This is a genomic window from Westiellopsis prolifica IICB1 (assembly GCF_004323185.1).
Lineage (GTDB): Bacteria > Cyanobacteriota > Cyanobacteriia > Cyanobacteriales > Nostocaceae > Pelatocladus > Pelatocladus prolificus_A.
The window spans coordinates 14,507-41,315 of record NZ_NAPS01000008.1 but is presented as its reverse complement, the minus strand read 5'-3'; the positions used below and the strand labels follow the sequence as shown (position 1 = coordinate 41,315).

Genomic DNA, 26,809 nt, shown 5'->3' with positions numbered 1-26,809 from the left:
CTCGTAAAACAGTCAATTTTTTTCACCACATTTTGATTCACAACTCTAAATCATTTCATTTTTTAGCTCGTAGTCAACTATAACTTTTTATTATGTATTTTCCCTGAAAGTGTGCTGCATCTCACCAGCGATCATCCTTTCGGGAAAAGTTTGTGATCTACTGAATTTACCCAAAGACTTATGTTTAGAGTTGTTTTCGGCGGCTAACTCTAGCGAGGACTTGGGAGATCAGATCGAAATTCCAATTGACCCAAACACTGACTCAATCATAGAGAGATTATTCTGGCAGTATAAAGACAGCCCCAGTCACGCACAAACTATTGAAAATATATCGTCTGTCTCTTCATTTCACAGACAGAAGAATCATAAAATTTGGTGCAATTTATATCCCATATTTTGTCTAGTGGATGAGGAAATTCTCCTTAAAGCTCTTAAAAATAAATCTCCTCAAGAAACAGACTACTCACTACGTGCCATGATTCTGTTTAAAATGGCTTGCCCAACCTGTCTCGATGATGAGGAATTCTGGGAAGATGACACCCCCCCAACCCCCACAGAGATTTCAAACTTATTATTTAAGGACTTGTCCTTGAATAGTCAATACAATGACACTGAGCTACAGCAAATCAAAGCCTTTTGCTCTAATATAGGGTCGCTCCTTTCTCGAAACTGGGAAGAATACGGGTTTTGACTTCAATAACTGTTACCCTGTTATGTTTGTCCAGTAAAACTGTTTATCTATTTATTTACCGTTAGTGGACGTAACTCGCTCATAGGTATTTTGACGCTTAGTTTGACCAAACTGTCACCGAAGTTAAGCTTCGCGGCGCTTAAAAACGTGCCAAGGCACTTGCCCTGAAAAAAGATACCAGCCGTCACATCCAGATCCCTCGCCGCACAACGAATAAACGAGGGAACACGGCTGGTATCTTTTTTTTGCGGTCTCCCCCAAAGACGTAACCAAGCCATAAAGCAACGAGGCTGTAGTGTCAAAGCTACAACTAACACAAGTATTTACTTTTATTTACAGTCTCAAATTGTGCTTAAGCATCCGCGCAGGAATAAGTTGGTCAACCCCTAAGCTTGAGCTGCATCCACTGCCAACCAATTTAGGAAGATTTGCTCACGTCCATCGTCAGCATCAACCACACGATAAACTCGTTGGCGAGATCCTGTCCCATCTCTACCCAAATACTTCAATTTCAGCCCTATTTTCTTCAGCAATCGCCGTAAGATAACAATCGGGCTGTCATTATCGTTGAGCGTAATTCCCAAAACTGTTTGGACTTGCCACTTCACAGACAAGGCATTTGATGCCATCTGCAATAGGTCGGCATCAGTCCCCCGTAGCTCGCGCCCATTGACAATAAAACCGGGAATGTTGAACATTTCTAAAGCGTGAATCACCAAACCCAGTTGACCGCCGTTAAAATCTGGTAGCCAAGTACTTTTAGCTTGAAGCATTTTTTCACCCAGTTTGCGATCTCGTTTGGCAACAAAAGCTCTGCCCAAAGTGAGATAATAATGCAGCCTCAGCTGCGGGTAATAGCCCTCGTCGTCCTTTTTGACCAGTTCTGGGGTAACGTCCACACCGTAACGCTGCTCTAGTTTGTATTTGCGCTCCTGGTGGCGTTCGGTCATGGTTTTAGACCTTTGCTGTTGCAGTGCCTCATATTTAGCTGGGGTCATTTCGCTTGTGTCAGCAGCAGAAATATCTTCACATTCAGAGTTATAGACTTGATTTTTTTGAGCAGTAATCTCTTGCTCTAATTTCTTTCTCCTCCTGTGATCTAAAACCTCGATAATGTTGTGGCCTTCGTCGGCTAATCCCGACAAAACTGACTCACGGTAATTAATCATCCCCGCATTTATCCGACAGGCCATTTTGCCAAAAATGTTTAACGCAGTGCGATTAATATTAATTTCATCACTATCGATAATTAATGACGCATCTTGCAGCAGCTTCAAATTAGCTTGAAACTTTTTATGCTCACTAGCTAACAGCGATTTCAAGCTGATAGCACCGTTGCCGATTTTCCCTATACCATGATGCGCCACCCACAAATGACGAGGCAAATCCTCACGTACACGGGCTAAAGCTTGGCGGGTCGAGTTTTCTGCTGTCACTCCCTTAAAACATCCCCAAACACTAGTAAAATGCCCCTTAATGTCAATACTTACCCCCGTACCAATGGACGGAGAAGCCAGCACAATATCATACTCCAGCAGCACTTTATTTAATCTCTCAATGCAGCCGTAAGCTTCATGTTCTGGGTTGGTAATGCTTTCAGAGTCAATACGAAGTATTTTGCGGTCGGGGAATTGTTTCTTTAACCTTGCCTCTAAAACTTTGGTTCCCCATTTGGATTTAGCTTTTCGGCAATCGACTGCAATAAAAGGCTTACCCCCCTCTTTGATGTGGGCTTCCAAGGCAGCCAACCAGTTCACTGGTGTAGTTTTTTTGTAGTGGTAAATGTTCCAAGGTTGCTCCTTCCAAGTGTTGACCACCACCCAAGGAGTTACTTTAGTTTCTGCCAGACCCAAAACCATTTCTGGCGATAAATCCGATAAGTCAGCATCAGCCAGGATCACTCTACCACGTCCAGGGCCAAGGGCATTTTTGAACAGCTGTGTAATTTGGTTAAGGACTTCCACCCGATGATTTTTAACTTCAGTGTTGGCAGACAGCAAGTGCCAAATCACCTGCTCGGACTCATCGATGATCACTAGAGGTTCCTTCCAGTGAAGGGCATTAAATCTGGCTTGTCCAGTTGGGTGTAAACTATCTACACATAGAGCAAAGCCGAGTAAAATCCCCGTTTCTGAGTTTCTAACTTCGGTGATGTAGGGGATGCCTACCCTGTCCGCTAAAGCCTGGGCTAACTGTATTCTGTGGGATAACAGTAACACTGGCTGACCATTGGCAATCGCCTCGGAGACAATGGGGACAAAAGACTCAGTTTTCCCCGTACCTTTGGGGGATTTGAGTAAAATCAGTTTCGCAGTTTCTGGTATATTTAATTCTCCCAGATAACGCTGATTTAGGGTCAATGCCGCTTCAATTGATAATATTTTGTACTCTCTGGCCTGCCACTGTTGGACGGTCAATGCTTGGTCAAGGATGGCTTGAGCTGCTGCTTGTCCTTTAGCAGCAATCAGGTCATCAATGCCTTTTTCTGGGTGGCTCCACTGTGCAATTAACACTTGACAGCCGCACTTAGTTAACAGTTTTGCGGTTTGGTTAATAGCAATGTTGACCCGATAGATTGTTTGTGGCTTAGTGTCGTGGTCAAAGCAGATCGTGAAGAGTCGCCCCATTGTGGCAAAGTGTTGCAACTCTGGAATCAGATGTGAATCTCCCGTCGGTTCCCCAAGCTTATCTTTAGGATTGCGGTAGCCAGAATTTACACCTGGAAGGGCAATAGCGGCAAAGCCTGCACTTAACAGCGCCCCTGCTTTTTTGGCTCCTTCACAAATCACAATTGGAATGTTATATTTCCATACCCAGTGCCAGAAGCCTAACGCTTTATCTTCATCGCTAATCGGTTGGTCATACCGTGCGGCCACAGTTGCCCAGATGTCATCTGGTACAGCCAATAAAAATGCCCGTGTTGACACTCGCAACGGATGCTCATATTTGATCAGTCTATGGACTTTGTTTTGGTCGCGCCTGGGGCTGTCGGGTTTCATGCAGCCCCACTGCATAGGGCTGTAATTGTTGAGTGGGTCAACGCCACTACACCACCAGTTGTTGCCTTCGATGTGGCGATACTTCCTCAGTACTGAGTCTCTAAGTCGTCCGTCGTTACGCCGAGGCACGTTTTGACCATAGAACAAGTAATCGTAGGCGGCTGTGCCTGATACTGAAATAACGTTTAAGGCAATAATTCCTGGGTCAACGGCACTGGCTAACCATTCATTCCAGTGTTTGGCTTCTATATACGAGGGTTGTTGCTGCTGAAGCGAGTTATTAACTTGTTGTAATTCTGGCATTTTGCCCATCCTCCAGTAAGTGTATTGGAGGAATTGGGGCTATCCCTTCGCAGTAATCATCTAATACAAACGTTCAGAAATATAAGAACAAACATTTACATAAAATTTCTGAGTTGTTGTTTGTTTCTGGGTGGCCACTGTTACAATGGCTTAATACTCCAAAAGTTAAGATAAAATTACTGTTAGGGATATTAATTAGGCTCTCAAAACCCAATACCCCAACTCCAAATTGAATAACTTTTGAAAACCCTGCTGTCTCGTCGAGACGTGGGGTTTTCACTGTTTAGTCGTCTATTCGTACTTGGCTAACCAAGCCCTGACAAACTCGGTTACTTCCTCCTGTTGAATAACAAATGCAGTACCTTTTCTTCTGAGAGCCAGAATCCTCATACTTCCTACCTCAGAATAAAGATGGTCATTGTGATCAATAGCCGCCTTGGTAGGGGGCCATAAGACCAAAACTTTTGCTGTCGGTGTTTTTGTTACCTCTTTCGAGGACATTCCGAACAAAGCTCTATTTTTAGTAAGCCATCTCTCATAATCTGATAGCTCAACTAGTGGACAGGGTTTCCAGGTGGTTAAACCACGAATATTCTTCTTTTTTACCTGTAAAATTTCTCTGGCTTCGTTGTAGATAACCTCACTTTCTCCCCGCGAACGAATGGAGATAAACAGATGTGTTCTTCGCTCAAACCGTAAAAACAAGTCGATAGGGTTTTTGTCTTCGATTTGAAGCACTGGAAAAACTTGTATTCCCTCGCTTTTAAACTCATCCAAAAGCAGGGCTGTTAATCTTTCCAGCCGCGCAAGTTTTTCAACTCGTACTAATGGCTTATAAGCTAATGCAAAAAGAACCCAGCCTAACGGATGAACCATGCCGCATGTAGCAAGCGCAGCACCACCAGCCGCTAGAGCCACAGTAGACTCATAGTCTTTCGCCTCCCTAAGCATCTCTAACGCCGCTTCATTGTGCGGCGGGAGTTGAAAATTGCTTGGTGGGTCTAGAACGGTAGTCATTGGCTACATTAAAAATTAATTAGTGACGTAAAATTAATAGTTCTTTTACAAAGAATAATGCTTTACACCGATCTGCATTGATCATTTGTCCTCCTTTTTGAGTGAGGCGGATTTTGTTTTTCTAGCGGTGATCGCTTCTGCTAGAAGTATCGCCGCCATTTGGCTTTTAGTTCTCATTTCTGCTTGTGCGATTTTCTCTAAATCCTCCCAAACTTCATCCGGGATAACAGCGTTTAATTTTTTACTCACTTCAATATAATCATTTATCTCATCACACATCATCGTACATCACCTCTAAAGTTCAGTCATCATATTCTTATTGTTAGCATGATGTGTTGTGATGTGATATGATGACTTTAGTAGCCCAAAAACGTCACATAACAAAGGCAACGGAAGCCAGAAAGTGCGTGTCTAGGCTGCAAAAACAGATTTTTGACCAAAATCATGATTGACAAATATGAAAGCAGGCGAATCACTATTAACTGTTTCGCCATCGCTGATTTATGCAGACTTGAGGGGATTTCAATAGATGCCCCTGGCAATGTGCTATCCGCAGCTGTAGAGAGGCTGATTTTTAAAGTTGCTTCTTCCGAAACTGGCACAGCCAGCAAAGCACCTGTTTCTCAGTAGGTTTCTAAAAATGTCATCAGTACAATTTGACCCTCAAAATCTTCTTGAACGCCTTCCGGGTAGTTTCCGGGTACGTTCAATTCTCCGAGTAGACTTCCGGCCGCTTCCGGGTCGATTTTGTAAGGCTTCCGGGTATCTCCGGGTAAAAACGTCCGGGTACGAAAACAAAGAGTATTTTTGAAAAATTCACCAGTCAGCCGGAACCCGGAGCATAGTAAACCAGCCTTCATAGTTTCTTGTTCAGCAACAGCACAATAAGTAATAAATACGACGCTGTACGTAAAGGCTAGATGTGTGACAGTTCCGAGAAATTTTAATTAGGAGAAAAGTCAATGCCACGTCAAAAGAACGAAACAGCAATACAAACTACTCCTGAAGTCGTTGAASCACAAGAAAGTGATGTGACAGTTGAAGTTTCAGAAARTACTACAAATGCAGAGACTACTGAGGATACGGAGAAACTATCCAAGTCCAGAAAGCCGCGTGTAACCATTCCTAARCAAGAAATCATCATTGTSATGGAYTGCGGACGCTCTCGTATTAAGGCAATGCCCATTATTAACGRGGTTGCCTATTCAAGTATCGTGCTTGACTCRATYGTGTGTGARGTAKMWTCACCRCCCTTTGGGGARATGGGAGCCTTTAGCATGAGTCGAGARAAAGTAGAGSTAGARGGAAARCTCAAAGACAGRATTGAGCATTGGGTGGTYGGTCGTAGTGCCAAACTCCAAGGYAGTGAATGGGTRGCAATGTCAGATGATGATGACAACAAAGTACGCTATTTCCCAATCCTTGCACTAGGGGCGATTGCATCCTTGCCCAATCTTTATCAGTATTCCACTGGAGCCAACGAGAAAAACCGAGCATTGACCATCCGCTTRGTAACTCTCAGCCTTGCCAAYCCYCTAACSCTCAAAAAAGCAATTAAYCAATGCAAGTGGATGCAAGTAGACGGGGTGAAATATCGGCTTTCYTTYTCYAAAGGCGCTCTTAAYTACCCAGAAGGCTACGGYGCTGCACTGCATGGGCGAGGTAACAAGCTCGAACGCCCAACATTATTTACATTTGAYGTTGGCTATGGAACAGCGTGTGTTTCTGARTACAGCAACCTTGGGCTTTATCCCAAACGCATAGCTCACGAACCCAACGGYGGYGGTGGGGTWTCRCAGTTAATCAAGGAATTYGCTAARGCWGTSGCCAATACTGAYTCATCCAGRGTAATTAAGCCCAGTCAACTGCGAGAAGTACTAGAAACCGCAACAATCCAAGACGGRAAAGTRTCAGCCATTGCCCCTGATGGACGTGATATYGGGCAAGCACTAGAGACAGCTATCAAAAACTGGATTAAGGATWSYCCSCTYACTTTYGCCCTYGAATCACTYGGYACAAGCGCTCGTAGACATCCCGTTGTGTTGTGCGGTGGAGGTTTTGCTATCAARCCYGCCCATCACTTGATTAAAGAACAAATGCTCAAACAAGGCATACCTAAAGAGCATTTAATCGAGACTTCWGACCCAGGAATGATTGCTTTATCAGAACTCAAAAGACTGTATGTAACTGAACTTAATACTGAACAGAATACTGAGCATCAGGAGGAACAAACCAATGCACAGCAAGAGCAAGCGGCTTAACTGGGACGTACCCACTGAGCTAGTACCAACAGTGAGAATGCTTGCTGACATGGACGGTGTAACCCCTGCTTATTGGTTACGAAAAACTTTGGAGAAAGCAGTCAACGAAACGTTTCTAGGACGCAAGGAGAACGCGGCGTGATGTTTGTTAACCCTGCAAGGCTCGAATCAATTAACGAGTTACCTAAAAAAGAAACTAAACCTATGCTGACAACTGACCACATCGAAAAACTAGAACTTAGCTACAACTGGATACTCGATGTAGCTACATCACAAGAGTACTTGAGCCTAGAAAATAATCGCCAGCTTGATGTGGCTCTTACAAATATTGACAAGGTACTCAAGGACAATCAACCGTGTGCTTATCCCAATGATGAAAAGTTGATTAAAAAAAAGCTTGACGATGCACTAAACGAGATTGAGCAATATCGCAAGCACTCTATTTCATATTGGTTATGGTGTTTGGCTAAAAACTTAAGTGTTTTTGGAGTTCAGATAAGTTTCATAGGGATTGTGTTGTGTGGTTTGGGTACAGTGTTCTGCTATGGGGTTGACCGAGTGCAGCAGAGCAGAGGTGAAGATTACCAACCCACTTGGAGCAATGAAGCGAAAGTATTTGAAGGACTGGCTATTTCTAGTTTTGCTGTGGGTGTTGGTGCGGTTGTAGTTGGTGTCTGTGCTTCTGGGGGTGAGCAAGATGGATGATTTACAGCTTGTTCATTGTGTAACCCTTTTAACTCAGAGCAAAACCTACAGTATTGATGGGACGCTGTACCGTTATCTTTACAGCACTGGCAGCATCCGGCATACACAATACCTGTTTACTCCACTGCCTGGGCAAAGAAAAAAGGCTGACCTGCAACTTAACCGAAACAAGGTACTATGCCGCGTCTACGAGGTTCCCAGTTTGTACAGGCAGCATTTCTGCACCATGACAGATGAAGCTATACAACAAAGCCTGTTCTAGGGGATGAGACGTTTCCATTAAAAATTGGGCAGGCTTTTAAAGCTCCCTCGATTAGCCCAATTCTTCTTCGCGACAATACCCAGAAGCCTGCCCAATTTTTAAGGGAGGATTCAAAGGATGAGCGATCGCCTTCTAAATCAGCCACGAAAAATCAGCGATCGCCTACGGCGGGTATGCTTGACCATCGCCTTCCCCGACATGGTGCATCCGACAACGAATACACGCAACCTAAAAGGATTTTAACTCATGCCTAAAAACAATCATCCAGCCGCTTTTGCTATCACCATTGCAGGCTCGGAAGACCGCACCCACTATTTTGACGACCGCTCTGAGTTTGATGACTTTGTTAGGGGCTTGCTCGTAGGCGAGGACGAGGGGAGAAAAACACCAACTGACTTCAAGCTGTATAGAAAAGCTACAGACGCTTGGTGGGAGTGGGAAGAGCAAAACTTTGACCCCTACGACTACTTCAAAGATATTGATGATACTCCCTACCCATTGGCGCACGGGCAATTTTTAGCCCATTTTGGTGGAGGAGATATTGACCCTAAAATTCTTTGGGATATCGCTCAAGGATGTGAGAAAGTTATTCCTTTTGCTACTGAGAGCAAATCTACTCAGTATTTACTGCAAGAGAAATTCCAAAACTTAAAGGATGTGGGTGCATGGGCAAGGGACGATGAAGACCCAGCGTTTAGCGAGTACGAGGTTGATACCGCGCTTGTACTGTACGCACTTGCAACTCAAGGAACTTCCTTTGTTGATGACGATGAAGCAGAGGCTTGGCTCTACGAAATCTAATGACTAAACGTGTTGTTGTTCGCACTGAAACTACTGATACTCACGCAGACGGCACGACCACCACCAGTAAGACAGAGCGATTAGAAGAAACACCATCAAGTGGTCTATTAGAAGCATGGATGGCTCTAGTACTTCTTCTTTTCACTGGACTTCTGTTTATTACGACTTATCGTGTCGTGTCATCAATTACACAAATACAAAGAGAACAAACAAATGGAGTTCAACAAGTTGACCACTACTAACCAAGCTCAAATTTCTGTTGTCAAAGGTGGTAAGGGTGATTTCTCCACCAATGCCGCGCAAATGGGTAAACAGGCTGCATTACCTCAAGCTATTTCAATGCTGCAAGGGCTTTACCAGTCCTACGGATTGCAATTTCCTGATATCAACATGCAAGATCCTAGCTTTAAGGACAAAGTTGTTGCTGTGGGCAAGGTGGCAGAAGTAGCTCGGTTAAACACCAAAGCATTAGCCCAAATGTTAAAGCACACGGCAACCCTGATGGCTGGACAAGTCAAACTAGCTGAGTTTTACGCTGCCAGTACAAACATTGTTGTTGAAGGCAAGAAACGCATTGATCGATCCACTGCTGACGCATTCCTGGCGCTTGCCGATTACAACAAACACGCTCAGTCTTTAACCGCGAAAGTTGACCGCAAGGTTAAAGCCCTGGATGCAAAGTACGAACTGATGGGGCAACTGGGAGAAGGCAAGCTCAAAACCAGTTTGCAACTTATTGAGAATCAGAAACAAGCTGGAGAGAAACGACAAGCAGCAACCGCACAGTTACAACAAACCCGTCAAGAACTATTAGCATCTGTCGGCATTAAGCGGCAGAAAGACGCTGAGTATATCCGTTACGGACATTTGAAATCTGACAAATAATTAGGAGGAATGGGGCGGTAACGCCCCTTAAGACTGTATGCAATCCAGTTTTGAACCAAAACCAAGTGGTAAAGGGACTAAGTTTTACATCCATCTAAGTAACTGGGCTGAATTTCTCTCATGGATGAGTGCAGGTGTTGCAGTTGCTTTTGTAGTCCAAATAGCCCCCAAGTTGCTTTTGATTTACCCAATCGCTTTTATATTAACCATTACTTATTTTGTTAGTAATATCCCTCACAACAAAACGGCTAGCTTATTGCGTATTGCGGCTGTCTTCTGCTCACTGTTTGGCTTTTGGAATTTGGTTTGGCTCTATCGAGATACCGTGTCAGCCGTTGTTGTTGGGGCTAGCGCATTAATTATTGTTGGGGGAGGGTATGTGCTATGGCTGAAACTACGTTAAGAATCAGCTATAAAGAATTAGCTTTTGGTAGCTTTGCTGTGGGTTTAGTGAGTTTAGGGCTAGCAATACCAGGCTATTTAAAGGATTGGCGTGAGTATCGCATTTGTGAAGATTATTTTGGTATCACCACTTGTCAGAACAGGGCTTACACAATTGAAAACCCCTCTCAACCAAGGTTACAGCCAACAAAAATTTACTTTAACGAAGCTCTAACAAAAATTCTGGGCATAACAATAGCCTGTGCTGCTTTCCCTTTAGCGGGGTACGCAGCCAGAGAAATGGCTTCAATTAGTGAGTATAACGAGACTGTGGAGGCAATTAATAAAACTGCCCAGTTGCAATCCTTAACCCAGGAACGAGCTACTGATCTAAAACTAGGTGGGGAAGCCTACGAAGCCATGAAAGCCATTGAAATGGCGGATGCAATTGATAGATTCCGCGAAACTCTCTATATTCCTGTTAGTGCAGAAGATGTAGATGCGGAAATTGAAGCAATCCAGCAGCAGCTAAAGCAAGCAGAAAACCGCAAAGCGCTGGAGTTTGAAATTGACGCAACAGTCCAGCCTGATAAACCACAGATAAGCGAAAACGCTCAAAAGCTGTTTGATTATCTGCTCAGGAAGGAAGCAACACTAGACAAGCCAATGAGCGTTAACACCGTCAATAAAAACGGAGTCATTAAAGATGCGGATGCTGCGATGATTCGTGAGCTTTTTGCAGAATTGGTCAAGGCAGAGTTGGCCCAGCTAGACGACGACGGCAACATTTATCTGATTTAGCTTCTTCGGTCACAGTTTAAAAATTGTGTTGCGTTTAGCTTCATAACTATTCAAAAACTGGGAGTTCTTCGGGTGACGACACTCCACTGTCGGGGGCGGGCTGCCCAGTCAAGGCCCACTCCACAAGTAAACTTCTTGCCCGTCCCCGACACCACCCGAAGAAAGTATAGCGGCTCCCAGTTCGCCACGATTAAGCTTTGAATAAGAAATGCTTGTGGTATTAAAGTGAAAAAATGCGTTCATACAAGCGTTTTAATTTTTGATGCTGCACACTAGAGTTGCGCGATAATGGCTCAAAGAGATTACTTAAATCAGAAAATCCTTCAAAGCAAAGGTTTGATAGGGTTTTTTGAAAATAAAGGCTTTCTTTGTAAGGAATTTATTATAAGTTTTTTGCTATCTAAACTCACATATCCTTCAATTAAACAATCTTCTTGCTCATTATTATTACCATTGAATTTAATCTTAATAACTTTATTTTCATCATTTTTTTCTTCAACAAAGTCAGCGAATATTCTTTCCTTTTCAATCAATTTTTCTAAAATTACTAATAACTCATTATTACTATTATCTGTGTTTAAATCTGCTGAAAATTCATATCTATTTGTATAATACAAATACTTTACTATAAAAACTTCGACCCAATTTAAAGAATAAATTTTTGATGTAAATTTACGTTGTAATAATTCTAGAGAAAGGTCTAAGATTTCTTGATTAACTATTGCAATTACCAATTTAATCTCAAAGGAAAGAATATGGAATAATCCAGAATTTAGATAGTCGTATGGATTATTAAAATTTTCGTAGTTTATGATAATTCTATCATTACTAGGTATCTTTGCGACCTCCTCTTGAGCGCGTTCATTAATTGCTAATTCATATTGGTCTAATTCACTATTTAATTGTGATAAAATATTTTCGTCTAAATCTTTATTTTGATAATATAGTTTAAGAATAAACTCATCTATTTTTTCTAATCTTTCCGAGGGAAGGCTAGGATTTTGAAATACTATCTCTTCATCTTGCCATATGTCTTTTTTGAATTTGACCAATCTTTTTAATAAAGGTTCAAACCAATCATTCAAAAAAAAGTGAGTTTTATAGGCGATTCTATAAATACTACACTCAAATTGATAAAATTTTGCTATTAAAGGTATATCTTTAAAATGTGTTAAACATACTTTTATCTCTCTGACAATAACATCATTTATCGAAATATATGAGACAGATTTAGGTAAATATTCAACAATTGGTTTAATCCGAATAAGCAGGTGTATAAGATTTCGGCGATGATTTATAGAAGGTCTTTCTTGCAGTGTAGATACAATATTTACTATCACATTAGCTTTTTCATTGTCATTCAACTCTTCAAATTTGATAATAAATAATTCATAAATTATTTGAAAATTATCTAAATTAACGGGGATAGCAAAATCAATTTTAATAATTTCATCAAAAGTATGGGTTATCAATTCTTGCTTTACGTTGGCAAAATGCTCTGTCTCTTTTCTTAGTAAAACATTTATTCTGTTCTGCTGAACTACAGGACGAACCAATTTTAGTATAGAATTAACTTCCTTAGAAAATTCCTGTAGGCGTTCATCAATAACTTCAACAGAAAGAATATCATGGATATCTTCAAGAACACGTTTTTTTAACATGGGTATGATGTTTTTAGCTCCCAAAATATTATTGAGTTCTTGAAATCTTTGAGGTAATTCATCAACAGATATTCTCAAAATTGGTTGATACTTCTCATCAATATTTCTTGAATCATATATTACAATTTCCCATCCGTTTATAACTGCAAAATACCGAGCACTAACTTCTGGATGCATTGCATAAAAATGTGCCTGAAAAATAGATTGTTCTTGTATTTTTTTAGGATAAGCTGGTTTTGCTTCTATCAGCCAAAACTGTTTTTTACGAACTAACAACTCATAATCAACATCAACTCTTTTACGACCTATCATGAGAAAAGGTTTATGTAAGAGATGTTTTCCCTCACGGTTGATATCATAGTCAGTATCTTTACGATAGCCTAAAAGGTTAAGAAGAGGTTTAATAAAATCTTCCCTGACATCGTTTTCATTCCAATTATCAAATTTAATACTTGCTAAATCAGTCAGTTTTTTGTAAAGCTGCTTTATTTTGTAATCCATTATATTCTAAATATTTTATTCAATTTATAGTAAATATTAATATCTATCTTAGCTGATGCTGCTAGAATCTGAGCGTTGAGACAGCTGATTCCAAATCTTCATCTAACACCTCTAAATACTTTTGCAACGCCGACAAAGTTCTTGACCAGAAAATTTTTGGATCACCTTCAGTGGCACCACTTCATGTCAGCTTCTCTAGCCTTAGCCCTACTGATAGCAACAATTTATCAACCGGGGGTATAGAAGCGTGTATAGACAATTGGGCAAGCCGCAACATGAGCAGCTCCTATTGGTGCGGACTATACCCGATTGTGCGTAATGTGCAGCAAGCATAAGCAAGTTTTATCAGCCAACGAAATTATGAGGGTTGTAGCATTCGTGCTGTCGGGCTGATTGATAAGTTTGGGTTAATCGGGTGGATTTGCTCACGAAACATTAGGCTTTTTGGTCACATACATTGTGATTTGGCAGTTAAAGGCACTAAGGGATATACGGGAAAATCCTTGATATCATCCCAAATAACCTAGATATTTGAGTAATTTTTATATTGAAAGATTTTGCAACAAATTTTGGGAGAACCTGTAACAGAGAAAATATTTCTCTAGCTCTTTCTCATTTTCTTTGATAGACTTCTCTATCTTATTCATATTATCTTCAAGTAAATTAAGATAATTTTTTTGAAAATTCTCAGATGAATTATTACAAATAAAGTTGTCTTTCCATAACCAGAATCGTCTATCAACACAAAGGAGGAATAATTTAAAGTAGCTCCATGCGATTACCCGCTCATCTGTATTCATAAAGCACTTAAACCAATGTTTAGCCCACGAATTTGTTTGCCATCGAATGAACGATATATCTACTATTCCCTTCCTCCAAGTGTTTGGTTGTTCTTCTTTTAGTTGACTAAGGCGAGTAAAAGCGGCATCGGTTTCTAAAAATCCGAGAATCGCCACGGCACGAGAAAAATCTAAAGGAGCAGACGAATTAAGCTTAAGTTCTATGTAAGAATTGAGCCAATCTAAACCATGACCTTGTTGAGCAGCAATAGTAAGCTGCATTAGTTCTAAGTCTGAGTAGCAAAGTTCAAGCCGACGCTGCCATTCATTTTCTATAGAACCATTAGGTGGAACTTGAAAAAGAGTATAGTCCAGAAAGCAGATATTCGTCTTGGAATTTTTTAGGATAATTCTTCGATTAATATTTCTAAGGTACTGATATAACTTTATTGCCTGCGGGTGATTTATATCTAGTAAAACAGAGCAGAGAATTTGATAAAAAGTACTACCTAGATGAATGACTTTCTCTGCTGTATTATCCTGCTCAGGTTGTATAGGATTTAGCCATATATCAACTAAATCAGGACGCTGAGATACTATTTGTGTTAGAACATCTCTAGGAATAATTTCACAAAATAAGTAGTTTCCTGCTTCAAGTTGTCTATTCTGAGTTTCAGTAAATATACTCCTAACCTCTTCTCTAGTCCTCTGGTTTGCATTGATATCTTGAAATTCTTTAAGCGATTCTATAGAATTATCTCTACTCCATATTCCCCAAACAACATCTGGGGAGAAAAAAGTTACAGATTCCTCAAAGTTATTTTCTGATATTGAAATTTTGTAATAAAACTCCTCGAAATTATCCTCACTAGTTACGTTAACTTCAATAATTGGAAAATTCTCTGGTAACCCGGCTACTTCTGTAGCCATTTTAGTCCAAATTTGGTGAATATCATCTGCATATTGTTGGACTTCTTCTGATTTCATTCCCCGGTAGCGAATAGCATAACCTTTATAAGCTGGATGAATACGGTTCTTAAGATTGGAATAAGTCAAATCTTTACCATACTTTCCGAGAATCAGACTTCCCCAATGATTTTCCTTACCGTGATGCTTAGAATTCCATCTCCAAGAACTGTCGATAAAATTCTGGATAGTCTCATTGTCACCAAACTTATATAGAATCTCCAGAACTCCTGAACGTATTAAGCTATCGTCATTCTCAAGAATTGGGTAAATGTATTTGTGTATTACATCTGCCTGTAAATTTTCTATGTAAGTAGAAATAAACCAAATTACACGTTGCAAACGTCTTACATCACTAACCAAGTTTGATAATGCTATTTCTGGGTTTTTAAGTGGTTTAAAACTTCGCTGAAAGAATAGCAAATCAATGGCTATATCAGGACGATTTAGAAGATGAAGTAGCTGTTCTTCTGCATCTAAATCTTTGAGAACTATCTGAAACAGATAAGCTTCAGCTAGATTGTCCAAATCACTTCCCGTATTACAGTTTTGCTCAAAATTCTGCCAAGCCTGATAAATATTGTTTTTTTCTTCTGAATCAAGAATCAGATAATTTTCCAATATATGAAAGCTCAGTTGTCGCAAGCTTATTCCTGTTCGCTGCGCGATATTTCGTATAATTTGCCTAACTAAATCAGCTATACTATACGGTGCATAGGCACACAGAGTAGGTTCAAATTGATCTAATTTAAAATTATTTGATTCACTCCAGTATGTAGACCAAATTGAGTTAATTGAAATTTGGTTTACTAATACTTCAAGGCGTTTACCAAGATCATCGGGAACTACTAACTCTGGATTAATACAAATTGATTTTATACATCCAGCTATCCAATCAGGTGTCAAGTCAGTTCTATGTATGCAGTTTTCATAATTATCTTGACTCCATTGAATATATAAATCACAAGGGTCGTATGTATTAGCTGGAAAAAGGTCTGTAGGTAATGTCTGTAGAAGTCGATAGGCTTCCTGACTTCCTTCATATGACAATAGCCGATAAGCAGCCTTTTTAGCTACTCTACTCTGCGATGCAAGAAGTTGTTCAACCTCTGATTTAATTTCATGCCATACTGTTTGAGGAGCAGTACGAAACACCCAATTAAACAAATCGCCTTTGTTGGGAAAGCCCATAATTTCCTCTGCCAGAATTCCTGTGGCAATAGCCCTAACAAAATTTTGTCTGGGCAGACGAGAGATTAATGCTAGCGCAAGTCTTCCAAGGCGGAGTAGTCCATCATCTTCAATTACTGTTAAGTTGTAACCCTGAAATATAAAATTTCCTGGTTTTAATTCCTGTCCTGCCCGTTCATTAATTTCGTGTCTGATTTCCTCTATGCTCACTGACGGATTGCGTTGAAGTGAAAAACCGTCGCAATTTAAAAATCCTAACCACTTCTCTAGTGCCTTTGAAAGAATTTCTAATATGTTGCTATATTCCTTCCATTTCATGAAAGCACGTTTTAGTAATTCTTCTGCCCAAGGATTTTGAAATGTATCAGATCCTATAATCTCTGCCAAATCAATGTACGCATAAGGATCACAAGGCAAATATGCAATAAATTCTTTCTCAATATCTAGTCCTGGATTACGACTACTAATCCAGGCATTTAGCAAAGCAGTTTTTGCTTTTAGCGGAAGATTGGGGTCAGTAAGAGCAATTAAACTGGCATAGTGACAAATTTTTGCTTTAGTATCCATTTCAGCCTGTGGCTCTATCCACTCAGCAATTATTTCTTCTGGATTTTTACCACTTTGCTCAATACTTTCTTCTAGTTGATTAACTAATAATAAACCTAATCCATAATGTAAAAATTCTGGAACAATTTGATTTTTATTTTCTTTATTTCTAAGAATACCTCCAGTTATAAGCTCCTCAAAAACTTCAGATTTGTTAAATATAAATGATAAATTTTCTTCTATATCTCTATCCCGTAAATATTTTTTATTTTTTTCTTGAGTTTTTTCGGCTAAATCTCTAATTAATCCCCGAAATTTATCGTCATCTAATGTAATCCCCTTTCTTTCAATCCTATCTTTCCAATCTTCATAAATCAATCGTTCAACAGTTATCTCTCCACTAATTTCAATACTTTTATGATGCTTGAGCATCAGATTAAAATAGCGTGGTTTACAAAGTAGTTTTAACAGTTCATTTGAAAAGTCAGAACGGCTTAATTGATGATGTTTTAATGCTTCTGTTAGTTCATTGTTATTATAAGATGAGATAGGATATTTATGGATATGATTTTTTAAAAAACTTAGATGATCAAATTTTCGTTGCCAATATTCATTACGGCAAGTGATTATTATTGCTATATTTTGATACCATAAGGATTCGCAAAGTTGGACTAAAAAATCTCTCCAGCATGAAGAATCATAACGTTCATTAATACCATCTAACACCAGCAGCAGTCTTGGAACATTATCACTTGAGTTATTAAACCAGCGTTCTACACGTTTTTTACAATGTTCGTATTGCAAACTTAGCTTCTGTTCAAGAATATTAGAAAATAGGATTAATGGGTTATGGTTACTAATTTTATTTGATGATAAAAAAGCGACAGCAGGGAATAAATTAGACTGCTGTATCTTTATTCCTAACCAATGAGCTATTCCCCATGTCTTTCCATCACCTTCTTCCCCTAGAAGTGTAAATATTTTTTTATTATTTCCCCAGTTTGAATACCAACTATCTAATTTGTCTAGCAGTTCCTTTCGTTCAATAAATCTTACATCATTACTGAGAACATTTATAGGTTGTCCAAAAGCAGCATGAGATTTAATCTCTAATTTCAAGCAATCCAAAAAATGCTGATTTTGTTTGAATCGCCAATTGTCATATCCTATAATTACTGAACAAAATTTAGATTTTAATAGTTCTTTTTTTATCTGGAATTGAGGATGAATTGCAACATTATTCAAATATTTTTTCAATTCTTGCACTTGATTTGATGGAATAATGGATTCGGATTGTAAAAAATTAATTACTATATTTGGTGAACAACCACATAATATTTCTAATGAATCTGGATTTTCAATACCTTCTGCAATAACTTCAAAGTGTATACCGAGATTTAGTGCTTGATTAGTTAAGTTATCAATTAATTTTGAATCAACCTCACGAGTAGCAACCAGTACCCAAATATCTAAATCTGGAATTGAATTCCTAGCTTGAACTAATTCTCCTAATAGTTCTCGCTCATTAAGATTAGTTGTATTTAGGTAACGTTTGCATTCTACTGCTATGACGTTCGAGTCATAATGACGAGAACTCATATCACGTCCTTCTTGAGAACCTGATTTAGCTAGATAGAAACGTCGTCCAGTTAGAGCTTCTAACAATTGAGCAACTAGTCCCTCGAAGCCTTGTACTCCTGATGGCCTAAGTTTTTGCAGTGCATGAAAAAGCTGATTACTCATCTTATTTAATAAATGCAAGCAATTGATGCTTCACAGTAAATTTTACAAATATATCTTATGACTCCCCATTGAGGTATCGAGCCGGAGCAGCAGCATTGGTTTCAGTCTCAATGAAGAAATCTATTTTCTGAGTCGGATTGGCCACGTCGAGCTTTTCTGGCATCCACAGTCATCATCTGTCAGAAAACACTGGTATAAATCTGTTGAGTCTCGCTTAGATCCACTTGAGAAGGCTGTCATGAGATGGGCTAAAGCAAATCCTTTTTGCTAGGCTACATAATTAAGTATGTATTTTAGTGAGCCAAACTTGATGATGTGGACGAGCTTTATTCAAACGTCTTAAACCGTTTAAGAACGATAAGCGTCTATGACCTTCTAATAAATGATAAGGCTGTTTTAATAAAACTTCCGTTATAAACTCATGTTGACCTTGATTATCAAGTAATACAATAGGAGTATTCCATGTCCCCTCTTGCAACATATAGCGAGCAAGCCAGTCATCCATATCTTCTGCCCGTTCCTCAACATTCTGGAATCTGTCGTAAAAACTTTCATCATTAAAAGCTTCTCGTCCTGGAATCTGCTCAAGCGGCCAAGTCTCTAAATTAAATTTTAATCTTTCTAAATTGAGAAATGCATAGTCTTCCATGCAGCTAGCATGACGATATAACCACTCCTTTAATAGTTCTTCTGGCCAATTTGAGAGAACTCCCTTTTGCATTCTATGAACATAGTCTGACTCCTCTTCTACTACTCGCCAATCCTCGTCACGAAAGGGTTGATACTTCAAAGTTATTGGATAAATTTCTTCTAAATCCATGAGTCTTGATACCAATTATTGAATAAGAGTAATCTACTATAACAAATCAATTTATTAATTTTTCTCACTCGGAATCCTTCAACATTCCCGTCAACAACTCCGACATTTCCCACAAATCTTTATTCCGATTATCGTCATAAATCATCAACGTTCTGGGGTCAGCATGACGGCTTAACTTCTGCACCTTTCTGATATTCCCATCAGTTGCATCAAGCGCCGCCGTAATCGCTGAATGCCTTACCCGGTGCGGTGACATGGGTTTCTTCACCCCTGCCTTCTTAAAAGCCTGAGACACTATTTTATAAATGGCATCCGTAGTCAATCTATGCCCTTTATTATGAAAATCTAACGCTGTAAAAATTGGTAAATTAGGATTCAAATCCCCCCTAGCAATTAACCAAAAAGCTATTGCATTCGCCACATCCTTGGACATATCTAAATACTCTTCATTCGTTCCCTTACCCTTCCCCAAAATTCTTAACTTGCGTCCATAAAAATCAAAATCACCCACATTTAATTGACATATTTCCTGGCGACGCAACGCTAAACCCCACAACACCATAAAAATTGCATAGTTGCGTTTACCAATCAACGTCTCCCTATCAAATTGCTGTACGGCTTTTGCTATCGCTTTGCTATCAACCCCCCGCGTATCCCGGTACGCCTTAACCTTCTCCCCCGACACATCCTCTAGGGAATAGTTGCACACCCCCAACTTGCGCCCCATCTTCGCCAACGACTTTATCGCTGCCAATCGCCGATTAATTGTCGCCTCCCGCACTCCAGACGCTATCAGTTTCGCCTTATATTTCAGCACCACCATCACCGCCTGCTCTCGCTGCAAGTGCAAAAACTCCAACACACTATCACCAGTTGCCTCTAAACCAGTCATCTTCACAAAAAAATCCCGAATATCCTTCTCATAAGCACGCCGAGTATTGGGGTTGCGCTTGTCTGCCAACAGCTGCGCCAACACATCCGGGTCTTTGTCAAGCTGTGCGTCAAAATATCTAGTGATCGGCGCATCCAAACACGCCTCTAACGATACTTTAACAGGGGAAAGACTGGAAAAAACAGCCGAGTTGTCGTCGTTAATTTGTTGAGCATCACAGTTAGTCGAGGAATTAATAACGCTCGGCTCCTGAGTTTGTCCAAAATGCGAGACTATCTCGACCCTACGTGGTTCATTAGGCATAAGTGCTTACTAATACGTAATTGATAATGCGCGTTTCCGATAACAAGTATCATACCTCAGTAGGTGTCAGCATCAATCTTTACATTCAATCAGAAGTCAGATATTGATTACGGAAATAGTCGGGTGTCAATTGGTAATCCGTTGAGTACAAACTATACAAGTTTTATCTTGCACTCTACACCATCGGCAGGCTGCAAGGGTTCCAAAAAACCTTGTTTTTGCAGTACCAATTAGACCTTATTCCAGTACAGCGCTCGCTCGCGCCCTCTCAACATCTATTACTTTGACGAGTTACTCAACATAGTTATTAATCGTTTAATTTGACCCACTCGCTTACGTTGGTCGTAGCGGCGCTTGGCTTCTGTGGTAATTTTTTCTAAAAGTGCGTTATCTGCACTAACAAAAGTCCAAGCAGCTTCTAGAAATACCTCAACTGTGATGCCTCTGTCTTTACAAAAACGTGTTAGTTCTTGGTCGAGGTCTTTTTCTAAAACTATTGCTGAATGTCGTCGGGTTTCAGGGTATTTTTCAAGTTCGGCGATTAGTTCGGCAATTGTGTCTGCTGGTGTAGCAGTTGGATTGGTTGCTTCGGTAACTGGGCTGATTTCCTGTGGTGAGTTTTGTTCTTCTGCTTGGGGTGAGGGTTGTACTTTGGGAACGAGTGCATCCTGACGTGGTTCAACTGTGGGGCGATTGCGTTTGTTGCGTAGTTGGTTGAGTACGTTATCTGACATTTTTATTTACCCCCAAGTGAAGCCTGAATTTTCTCAATTAAAATTTCAAATGGATATTCCAAGTCGGTATATCCCAACTCACTCAAAGTTGTACGTTTGTTGATGGCTTGTTTATAGCGTTCTGATTCACGGATTGAGGGTATAACTAACCCCTCGCCAACTTCGTCACGCATTCCATCTACAGCCGCCCGACTTTCTTGGGCTTGGGTGTTACCAAACCAGCGATCTCGGAAAGGTAAAACGCCTAATACTTGAGCATTCGTTGCACCGACATCTCGCAAGCCACTAAGTAAATCCAACGTCCGCACCAGGGAACCATAACCTTTAACCGATGCTTCGGCGGGGATAATCAAAAAATCTGCTGCGCCGATCACTGTCAAACAAATTTGCGATCGCTGAGGTGGGGCATCGATAATGCACACTTTGAAAATTTTGCTGACGGCTTCCAATCGCCGCTTGAGTAAGGTTGCACCAACTCCACTGTTAGATAAATAATCTTGTACGGTATCAAGTTGGTCGTCGGCGGGGATAAGAAATAAGTTGTCGTTGTCTTGTGTTGGGTAAATGCAGTCAGAGGGTGCGACTGTTTTTTTGAGAAATTCCAATAGTGTTGGTTGGTTGGGTTCTAACTCAAAACCCAGATAGGTGGTGAGATTATGTTGGGGGTCGGAGTCTAGCATCAAGGTGGGCAACCCCTGGCGTGATAGCAGCCGACCAAGGAATAGTGATGTTGTTGTCTTACCCTGTCCGCCACTCAAGGAGCTTACGGTAATCGTCAACATATATATTTTTAGTATTTTATTAAATTAGCCAATTAACTTAAACTCATTTGATTATTTTGTCAATTAATAAATTTAGCTAATTATCTTTTTAGCTTTTTGTAAAATTAGCTTTTTGACTTTAGCTAAAATTAGCTTTTTAGCTTTTTAGAGGTTTGGCAGGGATTCAGGGACATTCCGCGATTTAGGGTGAAATGCTTGCTCTGGTTGCTTTTGGGCGATAAATAGAGGGTGTCAAGTTCTGGTGTGAGAGGATGATTTATTGAGTTGGCGCGATCGCTAATTTGTCTTCGCTACTCTAAGCCTAGTTCTAGCTGCACCGATTCTTCCTGTTGTGGTTGTGTTTTTTTGGTGCGTCGTGCGCTGGTTTTGGTGGTGGATTTTTTAGCTGTTTTGGTTTGGAGTTTGGCGCGTTCTGCGCGGATGTGTTCTAGTAGAACGGATGCGGGTTCGTCGTCGGGGTCTTGGGGTACGAGTTCGCCGCGAAAGGCTTTGGCTAGGATTGATTGGTCGAGTTGGTCTAGGTTGGCTTTGGCTTGTTGGTATTGTTGTTCAATACGATTGACAACCTTCAAAAATGTATGAACCCGATTAACGATTTCTTGTTGTTCTTCTAATGGAGGCAAAGGAATTCTAAAATCTCGTATCTCGATAAGATGTAAGTCGGGTGTGCCTATTCCAGTAACTCGCTGTCTAGCTTGAGAAAATACAATTTCAGAATTCATTATGGCTTCAGCATATTGACTTGAGAAATATGGATTAACTGGTTTTATAAGGGCTAAACTGACAAATATACTAAATGAATAATCTAACTGATTAATAGCAGCATAACCAAAAGTAGCACCTACTTTTGTGTAAAGTATATCCCCTTTCTCTGGATTGCATCGAGCATTAATTTCTTGGTACTCTTTCTCAGAAATAAACTTGATGTCCTCATCTTTAACAACAAAAGGACGTACATTTTTAACTGATAAGAATGGTACTCCTTCTGTTTGATATTTAGGTGTTTGATGAGTTCCATCAGTAACTAAATATGAAATATCTTCTAATCTGGCAATAGACCAAGTATCTGGAATATCATTAATTTCTATAGATGTATGAGTGGATTTTTTATTTTTCCTGGAGTCTTTAGGTTTCTTTCTACCTTCTTCCTCTGCTTTTCTGCATTCTTCTTCATACCATTTTTTACGCTTTTCTTGAATCTTCTCAAACAACACCTCAGCAGGTTCAACATTACTGTTCTGCTCCCGCCAATCAGCAGTGAGGTCGCCACGAAAGGCGGCGGCGAGGACAGATTGACGGAACTGGTCTAGCAGTTGAGGAATATCCTCAAGCTCCTCCTTCACTCGCTGACTCCTAGCCTTCAGTGCCTCTATTTTCGCAACTATCCGGCGTTGTTCATTGAGGGGTGGGATAACAATTGCAGCAGACGTAACATCAGTATCCGTCACTGCTGGATATAGTGTGCCGTCCATTGTGCTGCTGATTTTACGAATGAATTTATCAGACACGACAGAATAAAAAAGAAAGTTACTGTCAATTCCTGAACTACATCGAAGAACAGCAATACCAGTGGAAGTTAAAACACCGTCAAGTTCAGCAGGTACACGCGCTATATTTTTTAAATAAGTTCTAACTGTAGAAAATAAAATATCATCTTTTCTAACTATTCGACGCGCACGCGAAGGAGCATCTTTACCTAAAAAGGTTTTTATATTTGTGATTTCTTGGGTAGAATTATCAATCGAACCAATATCAATATATTTAAACTCTGTCTCTGGCTGTTTTGCTGGTTGTTCTGTTTCGTAAGGTAAAGTAATTTCTCCAATAGTTACTATTTCCCAACATTCAGGCAAATTTTTATCAAATTCATCAATACTCAACTCTCTTCCTCCCAATCCTCAATCTGCAACCCATTAACTCGATTAAATTCTCGTGTATTATGCGTAACTAATATTAAATTATTCGCCATCGCAATAGCTGCAATCTGGAAATCATTAGGCCCAATAGGAGTACCATTAGCTGACAATTCTGCACGGATTCTTCCGTAAACGAGGGCAGCAGAATCATCGAACGGCAGCGAAACAAACAACTTGAGAAACTCTTGCTGTCTAGATAAAGTTTTCTCAGGATTATTGCTCTTTATTGCACCATAAAATAACTCGCCTTTGACCACAGAACACACAGCAATATCTGCAATATTTGTTGCTCGTAAACGCTCCCTAATTGCCAGTGACCTACCATTGAGATAACGAGCGCAAACATTACTATCCAACAAATATCTCACACAATTTCTTCCCTTTCTTCAAAATCACCTTCAGAATCAATAACAATGGGGTCATCCTGACAACTGCCATAGGTCTGCTCAAAAAAACCAGGAGGCCAACCTAATTCTTCTGGTGTTTTTTGAGGTTTTGATATTTCTATTGGTTGATAAATCACCATGATTTCTACTTCTTTATCTGTGATTCCTACTGGAATATCTAAATGTAAAATCCCATCTGCACCAATATGTTTTTTTAATTTAATACTCTGCATAGCTAATTATCCTGTAGAGATTGACTTGAATACTTATTGACCAGCATTAAAAATTTGTTCCGCAGTCAAATTTAAATCAGGGAAAGTAGGAGATATGATTTTATCGCTACCCCGAAACTGAGTAACTTGGTATTCACCATCAATTAGTTGATAGACTGAGAAAGTGGGTTGTTTGGGATTACCGATAAACTTCCTAGCTCCCAAAGCTGCATAGTCAATAATCCAATATTCGGGGATGCCCATCTCTACCCTTCGGGAAGGGCTTCGCCCAACATAATCAGCAAGTTTGAGATAGTAATCATCGCGCCAATTTGTACTGACAACCTCAATAACTAAAGGAATTGATGTCCCCTTAGTCACAGTAGATGATTTTTCCCAGAGAGGTTCATCAGCCAAAGCAGCATCATTTAGTATTAATAAATCTGGGAAATAACCTGATTCTCTTTCCGGTGGTTTTACTATTGCTTGATTAGGGATAAAGTAGGGGAGATTTAATCGTCTAAACTCTAGAGTCAATTCAGCCGCCGAAAATCCTTTTATCCTTTCATGTTTCCCTGTAGGCTGTGTCATTTCGACAATTTCCCCATTGTGCAGTTCGTAGCGTACCCCAGAGTTTTCGGGATACCACGCGATAAATTCGTCAAAGGTAACTATTTTTGGTAAGGCTTGGGTCATAACAATTGGATGACTGTGGGTTTGCTTTTATTCTAGAAGTGCTGTCCCTTCCTCGGTTTCTTCGTCCCCTGACAGCAACGCCGTCAAAGCCTCCATCTCCTCCATTGCCGTTTGTAACTTCGCCATAATAGCGGCGGCAATTACATCTGGTTCAGGTAAATCATCACCCGACTGCAAACTTTCATCCCGCAGCCAAGTTATATCCAGGTTTTCACCGCGTTTAGCAATATCCTCCCGCGTGAAGCAGCGCCAACGTCCCAACTCCCCTTGATCTACACGGGAACTGTTACCATTGGGGTCATCGCCAAAGGCTTCCTCGAACGGCTTAAAATGCTCCCTAGTTAAAGGTGTGCGCTTGCCAAATGCAGGCATATTAGTTCTCATGTCATAGAACCACACTTGCTTGGTGTTCCCCTTGTCTGTCGTCCCCCGTTGGAAAAACAGCACGTTAGTCTTGACACCTTGAGCGTAGAAAATCCCCGTAGGCAACCGCAAAATTGTATGCAGGTTGCACTTATCCATCAAGTCAGCGCGGATGTTACGCCCTTGCCCATCTTCAAACAGCACATTATCAGGTAACACCACCGCCACCCGTCCTCCGGGTAACAGTCCGCGATAGATATGCTGTAAAAAAGCTAACTGCTTATTTGACGTAGGATAAGTAAAATCATCCCGTGTGGGCAGTCCGCCGCCCTTTTTCGTCCCAAAGGGGGGATTAGTTAAGATAACCTTGGCTTTTGGTAACTGCTGCCCATCACTGGAGAGAGTATCGCCCAAGTCTACAGCCCCCTCAATGCCATGTAGCAGCATATTCATTAATAACAGCCGATGGGCATCCTGTACCAACTCAATGCCGTAGAATGCTTGGTAACGCTGAAACGACTGTTCAGCTGTGCTTAAATCGAATAATTCACTTGTGTGCTTTTTGATATAGCGGTCAGCAGCAATTAAAAACCCACCAGTCCCGGCTGCGGGGTCTTGCACCAGTTCCCCTGGTTGCGGTTTGATGAGTTCGACCATGCAATCAATCAAAGGACGCGGCGTAAAATATTGCCCAGCCCCGGACTTTTTCTCACTGGCGTTCTTCTCTAACAGCCCTTCGTACAAATCGCCTAAGCCTTCTTCCTTGGCGGAGTACCAGTCAAGTTCATCAATGCTTTTGACCAGCTTATTGAGAATTTGCGGTTTTTTAAGGGCAGTTTGGGCATTAGCAAAGATGGCCTGCACTCGTGGCGTACTGTTAGAACCCAACTCCAACAACGTGGCGCGGTAAAAGTTCATCTGTTCGATGCCGTCCTTCACCACCAAATCACCCCAGCGACAACCTTCTGGGATTTGGCTTTCAGTCCCAGTTTCCTGCGCCATCTTCAGGAATAGTAAGTATGTTAACTCTGTCACGTATGCCAGATAAGTAATCCCATCATCCCGCAGGACGTGACAGAGATTCCAGAGTTTTTGGACGATATCAGTAGTCGCGCTCAATGTTTTAAATAAATAGTCAGTATATAAATGCTGCTTTGTGATTATACGCAATTAGGTAGTGTTGTCAAAGTTTAAGATTGTTGTGATGATTGG

Annotated in this window: 25 protein-coding genes; 9 read left to right on the top strand and 16 right to left on the bottom strand. The window is 40.5% G+C overall.

Going from position 1 to position 26,809, the window contains the following annotated elements; translation table 11 throughout:
* Window positions 1-1,077: 1,077 nt before the first annotated feature.
* The 5 genes from B4U84_RS29250 to B4U84_RS29230 all read right to left on the bottom strand — a co-directional run bounded on the left by B4U84_RS29250 (window position 1,078) and on the right by B4U84_RS29230 (window position 5,870).
* Window positions 1,078-3,993: a plasmid replication protein, CyRepA1 family gene (locus tag B4U84_RS29250; protein WP_165490400.1), complete on the bottom strand. Its 2,916-nt coding sequence runs from the start codon at window positions 3,991-3,993 to the stop codon at window positions 1,078-1,080.
* Window positions 3,994-4,284: 291 nt separating this feature from the next.
* Entirely contained in the window at window positions 4,285-5,010 is a 726-nt protein-coding gene (locus B4U84_RS29245; protein ID WP_131121542.1) for a hypothetical protein, read from the bottom strand.
* Between the two features lie 81 nt (window positions 5,011-5,091).
* Complete coding sequence (locus B4U84_RS29240; RefSeq protein WP_026718843.1) at window positions 5,092-5,292, bottom strand: ribbon-helix-helix domain-containing protein; 201 nt, start codon at window positions 5,290-5,292, stop codon at window positions 5,092-5,094.
* 74 nt (window positions 5,293-5,366) lie between these two features.
* A complete protein-coding gene (locus B4U84_RS29235; protein ID WP_131121541.1) occupies window positions 5,367-5,621 on the bottom strand; it encodes a hypothetical protein in 255 nt (84 codons plus the stop codon).
* Between the two features lie 12 nt (window positions 5,622-5,633).
* Window positions 5,634-5,870, bottom strand: coding sequence for a hypothetical protein (locus tag B4U84_RS29230; RefSeq protein WP_131121540.1), 237 nt, complete (start codon window positions 5,868-5,870; stop codon window positions 5,634-5,636).
* A 1,236-nt stretch (window positions 5,871-7,106) separates the two neighbouring features.
* On the opposite strand from B4U84_RS29230, the gene B4U84_RS31820 reads away from it, so the two are divergent.
* The 9 genes from B4U84_RS31820 (at window position 7,107) to B4U84_RS29190 (ending at window position 11,106) form a co-directional block, all read left to right on the top strand.
* Complete coding sequence (locus B4U84_RS31820) at window positions 7,107-7,271, top strand: hypothetical protein (RefSeq protein ID WP_242677765.1); 165 nt, start codon at window positions 7,107-7,109, stop codon at window positions 7,269-7,271.
* Window positions 7,246-7,413, top strand: coding sequence for a hypothetical protein (locus B4U84_RS30995; RefSeq protein WP_017307430.1), 168 nt, complete (start codon window positions 7,246-7,248; stop codon window positions 7,411-7,413). The genes B4U84_RS31820 and B4U84_RS30995 overlap by 26 nt, the downstream gene beginning before the upstream one ends.
* A complete protein-coding gene (locus B4U84_RS29220; protein WP_017307431.1) occupies window positions 7,413-7,976 on the top strand; it encodes a hypothetical protein in 564 nt (187 codons plus the stop codon). The genes B4U84_RS30995 and B4U84_RS29220 overlap by 1 nt, the downstream gene beginning before the upstream one ends.
* A 379-nt stretch (window positions 7,977-8,355) precedes the next feature.
* Entirely contained in the window at window positions 8,356-8,481 is a 126-nt protein-coding gene (locus tag B4U84_RS32025) for a hypothetical protein (protein WP_269208872.1), read from the top strand.
* 3 nt (window positions 8,482-8,484) lie between these two features.
* Window positions 8,485-9,039, top strand: a complete 555-nt coding sequence (locus B4U84_RS29210; protein WP_131121538.1) for a hypothetical protein — start codon at window positions 8,485-8,487, stop codon at window positions 9,037-9,039.
* On the top strand, window positions 9,039-9,281 hold the full coding sequence (locus tag B4U84_RS29205; protein ID WP_017307433.1) for a hypothetical protein: 243 nt from the start codon (window positions 9,039-9,041) through the stop codon (window positions 9,279-9,281). Before B4U84_RS29210 ends, B4U84_RS29205 begins: the two co-directional genes overlap by 1 nt.
* Complete coding sequence (locus tag B4U84_RS29200; protein ID WP_131121537.1) at window positions 9,253-9,924, top strand: hypothetical protein; 672 nt, start codon at window positions 9,253-9,255, stop codon at window positions 9,922-9,924. Before B4U84_RS29205 ends, B4U84_RS29200 begins: the two co-directional genes overlap by 29 nt.
* Window positions 9,925-9,961: 37 nt before the next feature.
* Complete coding sequence (locus tag B4U84_RS29195; protein ID WP_131121536.1) at window positions 9,962-10,327, top strand: hypothetical protein; 366 nt, start codon at window positions 9,962-9,964, stop codon at window positions 10,325-10,327.
* Window positions 10,309-11,106 (top strand): hypothetical protein, encoded by a 798-nt coding sequence (locus B4U84_RS29190; protein WP_131121535.1) that lies wholly within the window; start codon window positions 10,309-10,311, stop codon window positions 11,104-11,106. Before B4U84_RS29195 ends, B4U84_RS29190 begins: the two co-directional genes overlap by 19 nt.
* Before the next feature lie 323 nt (window positions 11,107-11,429).
* On the opposite strand, the gene B4U84_RS29185 is transcribed toward B4U84_RS29190, so the two are convergent.
* From B4U84_RS29185 to B4U84_RS29135, 11 genes are all read right to left on the bottom strand, one after another.
* Window positions 11,430-13,268, bottom strand: coding sequence for a type I restriction enzyme HsdR N-terminal domain-containing protein (locus B4U84_RS29185; RefSeq protein WP_131121534.1), 1,839 nt, complete (start codon window positions 13,266-13,268; stop codon window positions 11,430-11,432).
* Between the two features lie 542 nt (window positions 13,269-13,810).
* Window positions 13,811-18,493: a hypothetical protein gene (locus B4U84_RS29180; protein ID WP_131121533.1), complete on the bottom strand. Its 4,683-nt coding sequence runs from the start codon at window positions 18,491-18,493 to the stop codon at window positions 13,811-13,813.
* Window positions 18,494-18,773: 280 nt separating this feature from the next.
* Window positions 18,774-19,328: a hypothetical protein gene (locus tag B4U84_RS29175; RefSeq protein WP_131121532.1), complete on the bottom strand. Its 555-nt coding sequence runs from the start codon at window positions 19,326-19,328 to the stop codon at window positions 18,774-18,776.
* A 49-nt stretch (window positions 19,329-19,377) separates the two neighbouring features.
* On the bottom strand, window positions 19,378-20,508 hold the full coding sequence (locus B4U84_RS29170) for a tyrosine-type recombinase/integrase (protein ID WP_242677764.1): 1,131 nt from the start codon (window positions 20,506-20,508) through the stop codon (window positions 19,378-19,380).
* 278 nt (window positions 20,509-20,786) lie between these two features.
* Window positions 20,787-21,242 carry a carboxysome distribution maintenance protein McdB gene (locus B4U84_RS29165; protein ID WP_131121531.1) on the bottom strand — a complete coding sequence of 152 codons (456 nt, stop codon included), beginning with the start codon at window positions 21,240-21,242 and terminating at the stop codon, window positions 20,787-20,789.
* A gap of 2 nt (window positions 21,243-21,244) precedes the next feature.
* Window positions 21,245-22,024, bottom strand: coding sequence for a ParA family protein (locus B4U84_RS29160; protein ID WP_131121530.1), 780 nt, complete (start codon window positions 22,022-22,024; stop codon window positions 21,245-21,247).
* A 290-nt stretch (window positions 22,025-22,314) separates the two neighbouring features.
* Window positions 22,315-23,904 carry a restriction endonuclease subunit S gene (locus B4U84_RS29155; protein ID WP_165490399.1) on the bottom strand — a complete coding sequence of 530 codons (1,590 nt, stop codon included), beginning with the start codon at window positions 23,902-23,904 and terminating at the stop codon, window positions 22,315-22,317.
* On the bottom strand, window positions 23,901-24,308 hold the full coding sequence (vapC, locus tag B4U84_RS29150) for a type II toxin-antitoxin system tRNA(fMet)-specific endonuclease VapC (RefSeq protein ID WP_131121528.1): 408 nt from the start codon (window positions 24,306-24,308) through the stop codon (window positions 23,901-23,903). The genes B4U84_RS29155 and vapC overlap by 4 nt, the downstream gene beginning before the upstream one ends.
* Window positions 24,305-24,559 carry a hypothetical protein gene (locus tag B4U84_RS29145; protein ID WP_131121527.1) on the bottom strand — a complete coding sequence of 85 codons (255 nt, stop codon included), beginning with the start codon at window positions 24,557-24,559 and terminating at the stop codon, window positions 24,305-24,307. Before B4U84_RS29145 ends, vapC begins: the two co-directional genes overlap by 4 nt.
* A 33-nt stretch (window positions 24,560-24,592) precedes the next feature.
* The gene (locus tag B4U84_RS29140; protein ID WP_131121526.1) at window positions 24,593-25,234 is read right to left on the bottom strand and encodes a Uma2 family endonuclease; all 642 of its coding nucleotides are present in this window, start codon (window positions 25,232-25,234) and stop codon (window positions 24,593-24,595) included.
* Window positions 25,235-25,261: 27 nt separating this feature from the next.
* Window positions 25,262-26,767: an N-6 DNA methylase gene (locus tag B4U84_RS29135; RefSeq protein ID WP_242677763.1), complete on the bottom strand. Its 1,506-nt coding sequence runs from the start codon at window positions 26,765-26,767 to the stop codon at window positions 25,262-25,264.
* Between the last annotated feature and the right edge of the window lie 42 nt (window positions 26,768-26,809).